Source organism: Actinomadura sp. WMMB 499 (assembly GCF_008824145.1).
Classification (GTDB): domain Bacteria; phylum Actinomycetota; class Actinomycetes; order Streptosporangiales; family Streptosporangiaceae; genus Spirillospora.
On record NZ_CP044407.1, the window covers coordinates 155,443 to 168,515 of the forward strand.

Consider the following 13,073-nt stretch of genomic DNA (forward strand, 5'->3'; position numbering starts at 1 on the left):
CGCGATGCCCGTCGCGCGGTGGTCGTGCGGTGCGCGTCGTGCGGGCGGGCTAGACTGGCGCCGACCGACTCCCCGGTGATGGCCCGCGCACGCCGACAAGTGCGTCCATCATGATCTCTCGTGTACTGGAGGGCCGCGGCGCCCCGGACCGGTGACCCGCCGGCCCGCCCGGCCCGGGCCCGCGATCCGCGTCCGGCCCGCCCGCGAGCTGCGGCGCCGACGCCGCGACCGCGCCCATTCCTGCTGGGACCATCTCGTCGCCGCGCCGCTGTGGCCGCTGCACGGCGCCAACCTCGGCACCCTCCTGCGGACCTGCGACGCCGTCGGCGCCTGCCTGGCCGTGCCGCGCCTGCCCTGGGTGCCCGAGGCGCTCGAGCGCGGCAACACGCTGCGCCGCCCCTCCTGCGTGCACTGGACGGGCGACCCCCTCCGGTGGCTGGCGCGGCAGCGCGACGCGGGCGCCCGCGTGGTGGGGGTCGAGCTGGCCGACGAGGCCGTCCGGCTCGCCGACCTGCCCGCCGCGCGGAGCCGCACCGTGGCCGTCCTCGGGCACGAGCGGCACGGCATCCCCGCCGAGGCGCTCGGCCTGCTCGACGCCGCCGTGGAAATCCCCATGGTCGGCGCCGGCAGCAGCCTGAACGTCGCGGTCGCCGGGTCGCTCGTCCTCTACAAGCTGGCCGGCCTGCTGTGACCGCCGGTCACAGGGCCGCTCACAGGGCCGCTCACAGGGCGATGCCGAGGAGGGCGTCGGCGATCGCCGCGACCTGCGCGGGTGCGGCCTCGTCGCCGCCCTCCGCGGCGGCCCACGCGTCGATCGCCGCGAGCGCGCCGGGCGCGTCCAGGTCGTCGGCCAGCCGGGCGCGGACGGCGGCGGCGACGGGCGCGGCGGCGGGACCGGCCGGGCGGGCGGCGGCGGCGCGCCACCGGCCGAGGCGGTCCGTGGCCTCCGCGAGTTGCGCGTCCGTCCATTCCCAGTCGGAGCGGTAGTGGTGGGCGAGCAGCGTCAGCCGGATCGCCATCGGGTCGGTGCCCGCCTCCCGCAGCTTCGACACGAATACCAGGTTGCCGCGCGACTTGGACATCTTCTCGCCGTCCAGCCCGACCATCCCGGCGTGGACGTACGCGCGCGCGTGCGGCCGCTCGCCCGTCGCGACCTGCGCGTGCGAGGCGCTCATCTCGTGGTGCGGGAACGCCAGGTCCGACCCGCCGCCCTCGACGTCGAAAGCCATGCCCAGGTACTCGACGGAGATCGCGGAGCATTCCACGTGCCAGCCGGGGCGGCCCTCGCCGAACGGCGAGTCCCAGCCGGGCTCGTCCGGGCGGCGCCGCAGCCACAGCAGCGCGTCGAGGGGGTCGCGCTTGCCGGGACGGGCGGGGTCGCCGCCGCGCTCGGCGAACAGCGGCGCCATCTCCGCGCGGGTCAGCCGGCTGACCTCCCCGAACGCGGGGTCGGCGGCGACCGGGAAGTACACGTCGCCGTCGACGTCGTAGGCGGCGTCGCGGCCGCGCAGCTTCTCGATCATCTCGATGACCAGCGGGATGGCCTCGACCGCGCCGATGTAGCGGTCGGGCGGCAGGATCCGCAGCGCGGTCATGTCCGCGCGGAACAGTTCGATCTCCCGGTCGGCGAGGGCGCGCCAGTCCTCGCCGGTGTCGCGGGCACGTTCCAGGAGCGGGTCGTCGACGTCGGTGGCGTTCTGCACGTAGTGGACGTCGTGGCCGAGGTCGCGCCACACGCGGTTCACCAGGTCGAAGGCGAGGTAGGTGTTGGCGTGCCCGATGTGGGTCGCGTCGTAGGGGGTGATGCCGCAGACGTACATCCGGGCGGCGCGTCCGTCCCGCACGCCGTCGGCGAGCGTGGGTCGCGCCGCGCCCGTCCCCGTGTCGTGCAGGCTGAGCGGCCGCTCCGCGGCGGGCAGTCCCGCGTCGGAGAGGCCGGGGACATCGGAGGCGTGCCACGATCGCATACGGAAAGCTTATCCGCGAGCGGCTCGCGGCTTTGATCCGCGTTCGTTGAAACTTCGCGCGAGATGTACGGGTTCACTGAGATGTACGGGTTCACTCCGTGCAGGGCCGCCGCCGGATCAGGCCGGACGCACGCGGGGGTCGAGCAGCGCGTACGCGAGGTCCACCAGCAGGTTCGCGACGATCACGAAGAACGTCACGGTGATCGTCACGCCGATCACCACGGGCGTGTCGCCGGTGGCGATGGAACGGGTGACGAGCTGCCCGACGCCCTGCAGGCCGAACACCTTCTCGGTGACGACCGTGGAGCCGATGAGGGCGCCGACGTCCACGCCGAACTGGGTGACGACGGGGGTGAGCGCGGACCGCAGCCCGTGCCGGACGACGACGCGGCGTTCGGTGAGCCCCTTCGCGCGGGCCGTCCGGACGTAGTCCTCGCCGAGCGCTTCCAGCAGGGCGCCGCGGGTCAGGCGGGCGTAGGCGGCGGCCATCAGCAGCGCCAGCGCCGCCCAGGGCAGGATCATGCGCTGCAGGAAGTGCTCCTGCAGGGGCGGTCCCGCCTCGAAGAACGGCAGGCCGGCGGCGCCGAGCCGGGCGGAGAACAGGTGCAGCAGGACGAGCGCCGCGACGAACGGCGGCGTGGACAGGCCGACGAGGGTGAGCACGGTCATCGCGCGGTCCCACGGTCCGCGGGCTCGGGCCGCGCTCACCGTGCCGGCGAGGACGCCCCCGGCGAACCACAGCACCGCGGCGCCGCCCACCAGCAGCAGCGTCGTGGGGAGCCGTTCGGCGATCAGCTGCGCGACGGGGGCGCCGCTGATGTGGGAGTCGCCGAGGTCGCCGCGCAGCAGCCGGCCGAGGAACGCCGCGTACCGGGCGGGGACGGGACGGTCCAGGCCGAGGCTCTCGCGGACCCGTTCGAGGGTGTCGGCGGTGGCGCGGGGGCCCGCGATGACCCGTTCGACGGAGACGGGCGACAGGTGCAGGAACGCGAACACCAGCGTGGAGACCAGCCACATCACCAGCGCGGCGAACAGCGCGCGGCGCAGCACGAACCCCGTCACGGGCCGTCACCGCCCCCGGGGACGGCGTCGGCGCGGGGGGCCAGGGCGTCCCGGATCCCCTCGCCGAGCAGGTTGGACGCCAGCGTGGTCAGCAGCAGCAGGACGCCCGGCACGGCCAGCAGCCACCAGGCGGTCTGGAACACGTCGGTGCCCTCGCCGAGCATCGAGCCCCAGCTCGGCGTCGGGGGGCGGACGCCGACGCCCAGGAACGACAGGGTCGCCTCGGCGACGATCGCGCCGGGGATCAGCAGCGAGGTCAGCACCGTGATCTGCGCGGTGAGGTTCGGCAGCACCTCCGACACCATGATCCGCGCGTTGGAGGCGCCGAGCGCGCGGGCCGCCTCGATGAACTCGTTCCGCCGCAGCGAGAGGACCTGGCCGCGGACGACGCGCCCGAACGAGGCGACGGAGAAGAACGCGACGATCAGGATCGTCATCGCCAGGCCGCCCGCGACCGACCGCACCGGGAAGGTGGTGGCGAGGGTGATCGCGACGAGCAGGTAGGGCAGCGCCAGGGTGACGTCCATGAGGCGGGCGAGGACGGTGTCGACGGCGCCGCCGCAGAATCCCGCGACGACGCCGATCAGCGTCCCGGCGGCGGCGGCGAGCGCCGCCGCGCCCACCCGACGATCAGGGAGATCCGCGCCCCGTAGGCGGTGCGGACCAGGACGTCGCGGCCGAGCTGGTCGGCGCCGAGCCAGAACTCGCGGCCGGGGCCGCGGGGCTGCCCGGCGGGGTCGAGGCCGGTGTCCGGGAACGTCGCGTCGTAGGGGTGGCCGGACAGGTGCGCCCACAGCGGCGCGAGCGCGGCGAACGCGGCGATGAGCAGCAGCGTCCCGGCGGCCGCCAGCGCGGGCCGGTCGCGGCGGAACCGTGCGAGGGCGAGCTGGAACGGCGTCCGCCCGGCGGCGGTGCCCCCGGCGTAACCGTCCGCGGTGCCGTCCTCCGCGGGACGGACGGACGGCGGGAGCGTCTCCGGCCGCGCGGTGCGGGCGGCGCGGCGGGCGCGCCGCCGGGCGGCGCGCCCGGCGTCCCGGGCGCCCGCCGCGATCTCCTGCTTGAACACGGGCCCCGCCCCCAACAGCACCGCCGACAAAGATCGCAATAGGTAGTCAAAGTAGCACCGGGCGTCATCGGAAGGCGGCCGTTACGGCAGAACGGTCCGCGCGCGCGGCGTGCGGCACCGTGGCGGCGGCGAGCGGGACGGGGGCCGCTCCGGGAGACGGGGAGCGGGGCCCGGAAACGGGCGAACGGGGGGACGGGGGACGGGGAAGGCGGGGTTTCAGAGGACGCGGGTCCAGGCGGCGGAGTCTCCCGGAAGGGCCGAGAAGTCGTAGCGGGCCCGGTCCGCGGCGAGCGCGACGAGGCTGACCGAGGTGGTGCCCCACACCTTCCCGTCGCCGAAGTCGATCAGCGGCAGCAGGGCCCGGTGGTCCGCGCGGGCCAGCCCGTCCCCGTCGATCAGCGGCAGCCAGGCGCCCCACGCCTTGGCGGCGGGCTCGTCGCCGAGGCCGGGCTCCGGGCGGGGCGCGGTGAGCATCCGCGGCCGGAAGTGGGCGAGGCGGGCCGTCAGGTAGGCGTCCTCCCGCGCGTCGCCGGCGGCGGCCCCTCCCCCGCCCTCCAGGCCGCTGTTGACGATGAGGTGCACACCGGGGCCGAGGTCGCGCTCGGCGAGGGTCTCGCCGTCCCAGCTCCAGACCCGCACCCCGCCCGGCTCGGCGGCGGCCAGGTGGAAGGGGTCGAAGGCGGCCAGGTCGAGCGCGCGCGGGTCACCGCCCGAGGCGGCCAGCAGCGGCAGTTCCCCCCGGCTGGCGCGGCGGTCCTCGGGCGCGAACCGGCCGCGCCCGTTCAGCACCACCCCGGCGCGGGGCGCGGCGGGGTCCACCGCCAGCCAGGTGCCGCCCGCGCGCAGGTCACGCCCGCCGACGAGGCCGGGACGGTCCGGCCAGTGCGGGGCGGGCGGCTGCCACGCGCGGTCCACGAACTCGTCTCGGACGCCCGCGAGCAGGACCGGCACCGGGGAGGACGGGTCGACACTGATGATCGCCGTGCACATGCCCCAATTTGAGCATCATGTGTGGAATGCGATGACGGCGGGGTCCCGCGCCGGGCGCGGCCCCGGCCTTCGACGCGGCCGGGCCCGTCAGAGCGGCGGCCAGGGCACCGCGGGCCAGTCCTCCGGCGGGTAGGGGTGGACGCGGTGCTTGAGCATCAGCTCCACGCGGCGCCGGGTGGCGTCGACCTCCTCGGCGGTGAGCAGTTCCGCCAGCCGCGCCCCGAGCCCGCCGCCGCGCAGCCCCGCCTCGACGCGGCCGAGCGCCTCGAGCGCGTCGGCGGTCAGGGCGTCGCCGCGCCACTGCCACAGCACGGTCCGCAGCTTGTACTCGACGGAGAAGCTGACGCCGTGGTCGCAGCCGTAGACGTGGCCGTCGCCGGGCGGCAGCAGGTGCCCGATCTTGCGGTCGGCGTTGTTGATGACGGCGTCGAACACCGCCATCCGGCGCACCGCCTCGTCGTCCGAGCGCGACAGGGCGACCAGGTCGACGCCGGCGTCGGGCTCCACCCACAGCTGCACCATGCCGGGACCGTAGGGGCCGTCGCGGTGCACGGTCGGCGGGACGGTGTCCCAGCCCATCACCCGGGACACCTCGTAGGCGGCGACCTCCCGCTCGGCGAGGGTGCCGTCGGGGAAGTCCCACAGCGGGCGCTCCCCCGCGACCGGCTTGTAGACGCACGCGGCCGACAGCTCTCCCTGCTCGACGGAGCAGTACAGGGTGGCGTTGGACGCCTGGACGAGCCGGCCCTCCACGGTCAGCCGCCCGGCGAGCAGCAGCCGTTCGGCGGCGGCGACGTCGCGCGGGGACACCGGGCGTCCGGACGCGCCGTCACCGGCGGGCGCCCGATCCCGGGACGACTGGGTCATGCGCTCATTCTCCCGGCATCCGCCTTCATGATCCAGTACGGCGCCGATCCCGCACGGCGCGTCGCGGAGACGGGGGGTCCGGGGCGCGCCATGTCAGCCGAGGTACCCGTTCTGCCGGGGGCACACGTGCCCCTCGGCGTCCAGCGGCAGCCCGCACAGCGGGCACGGCGGACGGCCCGCGGAGACGACCTTCAGGGCCCGCTCGGTGAACGCGCGGGCCTGCTCCGGACTGATCCGCACCCGCAGCACCACGATCGCGGGATCGTCCTCGCCGACCTCCGGGTCCTCGCCCTCGGTGACCTCCTGGGCCTCGATCACGACCCGGTGCTCCTCGGGGTCCCAGGCCAGCGCCATCGTGCCGACCCGGAACTCCTCCTCCACCGGCTGCTCGAGCGGGCCGTCGTCGCGCAGCTCCGACGGGGCCACCGCCGGGACGGGCGCGTCGCCGCCGCTGCGGCGCAGCACCTCGTCCAGCAGCTCCTCCAGCCGCTCGGCCAGCAGCGTCACCTGGAACTTCTCCAGGCCGACGCTGGTGACGCGGCGGCCCGAGCGCGCCTGCAGGTAGAACGCGCGGTCGCCGGGCCGCCCGACGGCGCCGGCCACGAACCGCTCCGGCAGATCGTAGGAGATGACGGGCATGACACCGACCCTACGCGCCGCCGCCGACGACCGCGTCACTGGACCCGAGTCCGGCTTTCCCGGAACCGTCCCCCGCCGTCCCGGCGCGCCCTCCGCCGGCGGTTCGGGGACGAGGCCGGCGACGTCGCCGCCGGTGTCGTTGACGCGGACGACGAACGGGCGCAGCTCGGTGTAGCGGACGACGGTGAGGGACGCCGGGTCGGCGTGGATGCGCTGGAACTGGTCCAGGTGCAGGCCGAGCGCGTCGGCGACGACGGCCTTGATGATGTCGCCGTGGCTGCACACCGCGTACAGGGCGTCCGGGCCGTGCTCGGCGGCGATCCGCGCGTTCCAGTCGCGGACGGCGGCGACGGCGCGGTGCTGCGCGGCGGCGAGGGACTCGCCGTCCTCGCCGGGGAACTCGGCGGCGCTCGGGTGGCTCTGCACGACCCGCCAGAGCGGTTCCTTGGCCAGGTCCTCGATGCGGCGGCCCGTCCAGTCGCCGTAGTGCACCTCGCCGAACCGCTCGTCGGTGCGGACGGTCGCGGCGGCGCCGGCGCGGCCGGCGGCGACCGCCTCGGCGGTCTGCACGCAGCGGTCCAGGGGGCTGGACACGATCGCGGCCAGGGGCAGCTCGGCGAGCCGGCGGGCGAGGGCCGCGGCCTGCGCGCGGCCGCGCTCGTCCAGGCCGAGCCCGGGCGTCCACCCGGCGAGCATCGGCCCGGTCATCTCGGTCAGGCCGTGCCGGACCAGGAGAAGGGTCGTCACAGTCGGCACTCTACGCAATCCTCCGCACCGGCATGATCGGCCGGGGGCGCCGCGGGCCTCGTGCGCCCGCGGCGGCGGCGCCGCGCGGATGCGCGACAATCGTCCTGTGATCGTCGACAAGGCCATCTACGCGGGCGGGACCCGGCACGACATCGGCGGCGACATCCGCGACGCCTTCGCGAGCGCCCGCCGGGACGACGACAGCTTCGTGTGGATCGGCCTGTTCGAGCCCGACGAGGCGGAGTTCCAGCTGGTCAAGGACGAGCTGGAACTGCATCCGCTCGCCGCCGAGGACGCCGTCCGCGCCCACCAGCGGCCCAAGATGGAGCGCTACGACGACACCCTGTTCATCGTGCTGAAGACGCTGACCTACATCGACGCGACCTCCGACATCGAGGTCGGCGAGATCATGGTCTTCCTCGGCGACGACTTCGTCGTGACGGTCCGGCACGGCGCCGGAAACCCGCTCGGGCCGGTGCGCGGGCGGCTGGAGCGCGACCCCGGGATGCTGCGCCACGGCGCGACGTCCGTGCTGTACGCGGTGTGCGACGAGGTCGTCGACCGGTACGGCGTCATCGCCCACGAGGTCGAGGTCGACATCATCGGTCTGGAGCGGGCCGTGTTCGACCCGGACGCGCGCGACGTCACCGCCGACATCTACTCGCTCAAGCGGGAGGTGCTGGAGTTCCGCGGCGCCGAGGACCCGCTCGTCCCGGTCCTGCAGGAGATCGTCAAGGGCCGCGTCCCCGAGTGCGCCGGGACCCGGGAGTACTTCCGGGACGTCCTGGACCACCTGCTGCGCGTGGACGGGCAGGTCGACGCGCACAACGAGCTGCTGAACAGCGTGCTGACCGCGCACCTGGCGCTGGTGAGCAGCAGGCAGAACGCCGACATGCGCAAGATCTCGGCGTGGGCGGCGATCATCGCGGTGCCGACGGCCATCGCCGGGATCTACGGGATGAACTTCGACCACATGCCCGAGCTGCACTGGACCTGGGGATATCCGGCGGTGCTGGTGGTGATGGCGACGGTCATCACGGTGCTGTTCCGCAGGCTCCGCAAGAGCGGCTGGCTCTGACCGGCCGACCGACCGACGGGCCGACCCGGCCGACCGGCCGACTCCGACCGGTAGGCACCGGGTCGGGTCACCGGCCGTCCGGGCCGGGCTGCGGGGCGAGCAGGACGGCCCACAGGTGCGACTCGGCGCCGTGCTCCTCCAGCCGCCGCCGGATCCGCTCCACCCCGCCGCGAGTCGGCAGTGCCAGCCGGACCAGCAGCGGGTACCCGAGCGCGAACCCCGCCACGAAGATCAGCTCGCCCTCCCCGGCCATCGCCAGCGGCAGCCCCACCAGGACGACGCCGAGGGCCAGCCCGAAACGCAGCAGCACCGCCTGCCGGAACAGCAGCAGCGCCCGCCCCGCCGCGTCGCCGCGCGTCCCGCCCGGCGGCATCGGGAGCGGGGTGCGGGGCCCGGCGAGCAGCGCGGGCAGCGCGAGGACCGCGAGCGCCAGGTACGGCCACGGCCCGGCGTCGCCGGCGGGGCCGCCGCCGTCCGCGACGATCAGCGGGGAGATCGCCAGGATGAGGACGGGCGCGGCCAGCAGCACCAGCATCATCGTGCGCAGCCGCCCCAGCACCGTCCCGCCGCGCAGCGAGGCCAGGTAGCCCGGGGCGTCGTCCGGCCCGGCCCCGTACACCGGCGCGAGGCCCGCCGCGACGCCGGCCGCGCCGTCGTCCCCGGGGCCCTTCGGCGAGTACATCGAGAACGGGGGTGGTGCCATGGCGCCGCACTCTAACCCGGCGGCGTCCCGCGGCAATAGACTCGGCGCGGTGTTCGCGGCGGGTTCGTGCGCGGGTGATCGAACGCGCCGCCGAAACGCTCACCCGGAGACGAAAAGCACGGCCCGGAACGCTCCCGCCCCGCCCCGGCGCGGCGGGCCGCGCGGGCGGGCGCGGAATGACGCGTCCGCGATGACCGATACATTGGCCGCCTATGAAGGAGCGTCACCTGGGGCGGAGCGGGCTGCTGGTGTCCCGGCTGGGCCTCGGCACCATGACCTGGGGCGAGGACACCGAGCCCGACGAGGCCGCGGCGCAGCTCGTCGCGTTCGCCGAGGCCGGCGGCACCCTGGTGGACACCGCCGACGTCTACTGCGACGGCCGCGCCGAGCAGATCCTCGGGCACCTGCTGCGGGAGCTGGTGGACCGGGACGGGCTCGTCGTCGCCACCAAGGCGGCGATCCGGCCGGACGGCCGCTACGACGGGTCGCGGCGGCACCTGCTGCGCGCACTGGACGCCTCCCTGGACCGCATGGACCTCGAGCACGTCGACCTGTGGCAGCTGCACGTGTACGACCCGGCGACGCCCCTGGAGGAGACGCTGTCGGCGCTGGACGAGGCGGTCGCGTCGGGCCGCACCCGCTACGCGGGGGTGTCGAACTTCGCCGGCTGGCAGATCGCGAAGGCCGCCGCCTGGCAGAAGGCGTGGCCGGGCCGCGCCCCGATCGTGTCGGCGCAGCTGGAGTACTCGCTGCTGCGCCGCGACATCGAGCGGGAGGTCGTCCCGGCGGTGGTGGACGCGGGAGCGGGCCTGCTGCCGTGGTCGCCGCTCGGCCGCGGCGTCCTCACCGGCAAGTACCGCACCGGGATCCCCGCCGGGTCCCGCGCCGCGGGCGCCCAGTACGGCGACTTCGTCCTGCCCTACCTGGACGAGGAGTGCGGCCGGATCGTGGAGTCGGTGGTGACCGCCGCCGAGGGCCTCGGCGTCTCCCCGCTCAGCGTCGCGCTCGCCTGGGTCCGCGACCGGCCGGGGGTCGCCGCGCCGATCGTCGGGGCCCGGACGGCCGCGCAGCTGTCGGCGGCGCTGGAGAGCGAGGACCTGACGCTGCCGGGCGAGATCCGGGCCGCCCTGGACGACGTCTCCGACATGTCCCCTCCGCCTGCGTGACCGGACGGGCCGTCCGTGGCACCCTCGGGACGGTCCGCCGCCCCCACCGTGAAGAGCACCGTGAACAGCCGTGACGGGAAGCACGTGACCGACACCCCTGCACCTGGAGACCGGCCCGCCCCCGGCGGCGCCGACGAGTCCGCCGCCGAGCGGGCGGCGCGCGCCGCGGCCGTGATGCGCGCCGCCGAGGAGAGCGCGCGGCGCAACCATCCGGCGCCCGCCGACGGCCCGCCCCGGCCCGCCGGCCCGCCCGAAGGCCCGCCCGAAGGCCCGCCCGGCGGCCCGCCCGAGGGGACCTCCCCGCGGCGCAGCCCCCGCCGGCCCGCCCGGCGGAGCCGTCCGGGCCCCTGCCGAGCGAGGAGGAGGGCCTGCGGGCCCTCACCGCGCTGTTCGCCGAGACGAGCACGCCCGCGGCGCTCGCCGCCCGCACCGCGGCGCGGCTCGGCCCGGCCGCCGCCGCCCGGCTCCGCGCCGACCCGTGGCGGCTGCTGCGCGTGCCCGGGGTCCGGCCCGAGCAGGCCGACCACTTCGCCCGCGCGCTCCTCGGCCCGGGCGTCCGCCCGGACGACCCGCGCCGCGGCGGGGCGCTCGCGCTGCACCTGCTCACCGGCGCGGCCCGCGACGGCCACACCGTCACCCCGCTCGCCGCCGTGCTCGACGGGCTGGCGGGGCTCGGCGTCGCCGACCCGCGCGGCGCGGTCGAAGCCGCCCTGGACGAGGGCGAGGTCGTGCCGCTCACCGAGGAGGACGAGTTCGGGGACGAGTTCGGAGAGGAACCCGGGGACGACGCGTCCGGCGGGGGCGCCGGGCCGCCCGAGCCCGAGGAGAACCTCGGCGTCGCGCGGTGGGCGCTGGCCGAGGAGGCGGCGGCCGAGGGCCTGCAGCGGCTCACCGCGACCGCCGGGCCGCTGCTGGACGACGCGTCCGTCCGGGGCCTGCGCGGCCGCCTGGCCGAGGACCGCTCCCTCGCCCTCACCGCCGCGCTCGGCACCGGCGTCAGCGTGCTGCGCGGCACGCCCGGCGACCTCGCCCGCACCGCCGTCGGCATCGCGCGCGCGGCCGCGTCCCGGGGCGTGCGGGCCGCCGTCGCCGCGCCCACCGACCGCGCCGCCGCCGGCATGGCCGCCGCCCTGCCCGCGCCGGACGGGACGGGCGGGACCGGCGCGGACGGCGCCGGGCCGGTCGTCGCGAGCCTGCACCGGCTGCTCGAGCCGGTCCACGACCCGTCCGCCGCGCCCGGGACGGTCGTCTACGGGCGCGGCGAGCAGCGGCCGTTCGACCTCGACCTGCTGATCGTCGCGGACGCCGCGGCGCTCGACGTCGAGCTGTGCGCCGTGCTGGCCGAGGCCTGCCCGGACGGCGCCCATCTGGTGCTGTGCGGGGAGCCCGGCGTGCTGCCGCCCGCCGGGCCGGGCCGCCCGCTGGAGGACCTGGCGGAGTCGGAGACCGTCCCGGTCGTGGAGCTGGACGCGACGCCGCCCGGCGGGCCCGTCGCGGAGCTGACCGAGGCGGTGCGGGCCGGTGACCTGCCGGCCGTGGACGCCCCCGGGCGGGAGGTCGTGATCGTGCCGGCCGCCGATCCCGGCGAGGCGGTGCACCGCGCCGTGCAGCTGGTCGGCGACTCGATCCCGCGCGCCCTCGAGATCCCGGTGGCGGACGTCCAGGTCGTCGCGGTCGCGGCGGGCGGCCCGGCGGGCGCGGCGGCGCTGAACGCCGCGCTGAAGGAGCGGCTCAACCCCGGCCCGGGCGCGTTCGGCGGGTTCGACCCCGGTGACCGGGTGGTCGTGGCGGCGCCGCTGCCGCACGCCCCGCTCGGCGAGACCGGCGCGGTGACCGGCGGCGGGCCGCACGGGCTCGACGTCGAGTTCCCCGCCGGTCCGGCCGTGCTGTCGCCCGCCGACGCGGCCCGGCTGCGGCACGGCTGGGCCGTCACCGCCGCGCTGGGGCGCGGGACCCGGCGGCCCGCCGTCGTCGCCGTCCTGCCGGACGCCGGGCTGTCGCGGCCCCTGGCCGTCACCGCGTTCGGGACGGCCGTGCGGCACCTGTCGGTCGTGCAGGCGGCCGGCCCGGCGCTGGCGCGCGCCGTGCGGGAGACCGGCGCGCCCGCGCGGCGCACGCGGCTGGCGCGGCTCGTGACGCGGTGACCCGCCACCGGTAAGTGTTCACTGGTAAGTGTTCACTGTCGATGCGGGTTTACCGATGGTGTTCCCCGGGGCAGGATCGGTCCAAGTGGCGCGGATCCTGACCGTGACCGCCGTGTCCCGAGCCCGGCCCCCGGGCAACCGGGCACGGCGTCGACCCCCGGAGGAGCGACATGCCCCAACGGCGATCCGGAGCGAGGCGGCTCGCGCGAGCGGGTACCGCGTCGGCGGCCGTCTCGGCGGGCGCCCTGACCTTCCTGCTCGCCGCTCCCGCCGCGCACGCGGCCGGGACGGCGGAGGTGTGCAAGGAGGGCACCGACCCGGCGAGCACGATCGAGAACTGGAAGTGCCGGCTCGGCAACATCCGCGAGTCCCTCACCCCCGACAGCCCCTCCCCGAGCCCGTCGGATCCCCCGTCGCCGTCGGCGCCGCCGGAGCCGTCCGAGCCCGCGGGTGAGCCGGACCGGCCCGAGATCCCCGAGAAGCCCGCCCCGAACCCGAACCCGAACGGAGCGGGACGGACGCGGGAGCCGGTGGCGGCTCGGGCGGCGCGGGCGGCTCGGGCGGCGCGGGCGGCGCGGCCCCGCCCGATCTCGAGGGCCTCACCGGGCGGGCACCGTCCGCCCTGACGGGCGGCGAGGCGCCCG

The 13,073-nt window shown here is 76.7% G+C and carries 13 protein-coding genes and 1 pseudogene; 5 read left to right on the forward strand and 9 right to left on the reverse strand.

The window, feature by feature from the left end:
• Nucleotides 1-151: 151 nt before the first annotated feature.
• Nucleotides 152-691, forward strand: a complete 540-nt coding sequence (locus F7P10_RS00745; RefSeq protein WP_151007593.1) for a TrmH family RNA methyltransferase — start codon at nucleotides 152-154, stop codon at nucleotides 689-691.
• 31 nt (nucleotides 692-722) lie between these two features.
• Here F7P10_RS00745 and mshC read toward each other — a convergent pair whose 3' ends face one another.
• The 8 genes and pseudogenes from mshC to F7P10_RS00780 form a co-directional block, all read right to left on the reverse strand.
• Nucleotides 723-1,967, reverse strand: a complete 1,245-nt coding sequence (mshC, locus tag F7P10_RS00750) for a cysteine--1-D-myo-inosityl 2-amino-2-deoxy-alpha-D-glucopyranoside ligase (RefSeq protein WP_151007594.1) — start codon at nucleotides 1,965-1,967, stop codon at nucleotides 723-725.
• A gap of 117 nt (nucleotides 1,968-2,084) precedes the next feature.
• Nucleotides 2,085-3,029 carry an ABC transporter permease gene (locus F7P10_RS00755; RefSeq protein WP_151007595.1) on the reverse strand — a complete coding sequence of 315 codons (945 nt, stop codon included), beginning with the start codon at nucleotides 3,027-3,029 and terminating at the stop codon, nucleotides 2,085-2,087.
• Nucleotides 3,026-3,652: an ABC transporter permease gene (locus F7P10_RS43780; RefSeq protein WP_254716335.1), complete on the reverse strand. Its 627-nt coding sequence runs from the start codon at nucleotides 3,650-3,652 to the stop codon at nucleotides 3,026-3,028. Before F7P10_RS43780 ends, F7P10_RS00755 begins: the two co-directional genes overlap by 4 nt.
• A complete protein-coding gene (locus F7P10_RS43785; RefSeq protein WP_254716336.1) occupies nucleotides 3,613-4,116 on the reverse strand; it encodes a hypothetical protein in 504 nt (167 codons plus the stop codon). The genes F7P10_RS43780 and F7P10_RS43785 overlap by 40 nt, the downstream gene beginning before the upstream one ends.
• 195 nt (nucleotides 4,117-4,311) lie before the next feature.
• Nucleotides 4,312-5,085 carry an NRDE family protein gene (locus tag F7P10_RS00765; protein WP_151007596.1) on the reverse strand — a complete coding sequence of 258 codons (774 nt, stop codon included), beginning with the start codon at nucleotides 5,083-5,085 and terminating at the stop codon, nucleotides 4,312-4,314.
• An 87-nt stretch (nucleotides 5,086-5,172) separates the two neighbouring features.
• Nucleotides 5,173-5,952: an SCO1664 family protein gene (locus F7P10_RS00770; RefSeq protein ID WP_151007597.1), complete on the reverse strand. Its 780-nt coding sequence runs from the start codon at nucleotides 5,950-5,952 to the stop codon at nucleotides 5,173-5,175.
• Nucleotides 5,953-6,045: 93 nt separating this feature from the next.
• On the reverse strand, nucleotides 6,046-6,591 hold the full coding sequence (locus F7P10_RS00775) for a DUF3090 domain-containing protein (RefSeq protein ID WP_151017749.1): 546 nt from the start codon (nucleotides 6,589-6,591) through the stop codon (nucleotides 6,046-6,048).
• A gap of 105 nt (nucleotides 6,592-6,696) precedes the next feature.
• Nucleotides 6,697-7,338 (reverse strand): annotated as a pseudogene (locus F7P10_RS00780) (MSMEG_4193 family putative phosphomutase); the annotation flags it as partial.
• A 106-nt stretch (nucleotides 7,339-7,444) separates the two neighbouring features.
• Between F7P10_RS00780 and corA the strand changes: the two are divergent.
• The gene (gene corA, locus F7P10_RS00785; RefSeq protein ID WP_151007598.1) at nucleotides 7,445-8,416 is read left to right on the forward strand and encodes a magnesium/cobalt transporter CorA; all 972 of its coding nucleotides are present in this window, start codon (nucleotides 7,445-7,447) and stop codon (nucleotides 8,414-8,416) included.
• Nucleotides 8,417-8,483: 67 nt separating this feature from the next.
• Here corA and F7P10_RS00790 read toward each other — a convergent pair whose 3' ends face one another.
• Nucleotides 8,484-9,119, reverse strand: a complete 636-nt coding sequence (locus tag F7P10_RS00790) for a hypothetical protein (protein WP_151007599.1) — start codon at nucleotides 9,117-9,119, stop codon at nucleotides 8,484-8,486.
• A gap of 212 nt (nucleotides 9,120-9,331) precedes the next feature.
• On the opposite strand from F7P10_RS00790, the gene F7P10_RS00795 reads away from it, so the two are divergent.
• From F7P10_RS00795 to F7P10_RS00805, 3 genes are all read left to right on the forward strand, one after another.
• On the forward strand, nucleotides 9,332-10,285 hold the full coding sequence (locus F7P10_RS00795) for an aldo/keto reductase (protein WP_151007600.1): 954 nt from the start codon (nucleotides 9,332-9,334) through the stop codon (nucleotides 10,283-10,285).
• A gap of 386 nt (nucleotides 10,286-10,671) precedes the next feature.
• Nucleotides 10,672-12,429, forward strand: coding sequence for a helix-hairpin-helix domain-containing protein (locus tag F7P10_RS00800; RefSeq protein ID WP_254716869.1), 1,758 nt, complete (start codon nucleotides 10,672-10,674; stop codon nucleotides 12,427-12,429).
• A 170-nt stretch (nucleotides 12,430-12,599) separates the two neighbouring features.
• Nucleotides 12,600-13,055 (forward strand): hypothetical protein, encoded by a 456-nt coding sequence (locus F7P10_RS00805; protein ID WP_151007602.1) that lies wholly within the window; start codon nucleotides 12,600-12,602, stop codon nucleotides 13,053-13,055.
• The last annotated feature ends 18 nt before the right edge of the window (nucleotides 13,056-13,073 follow it).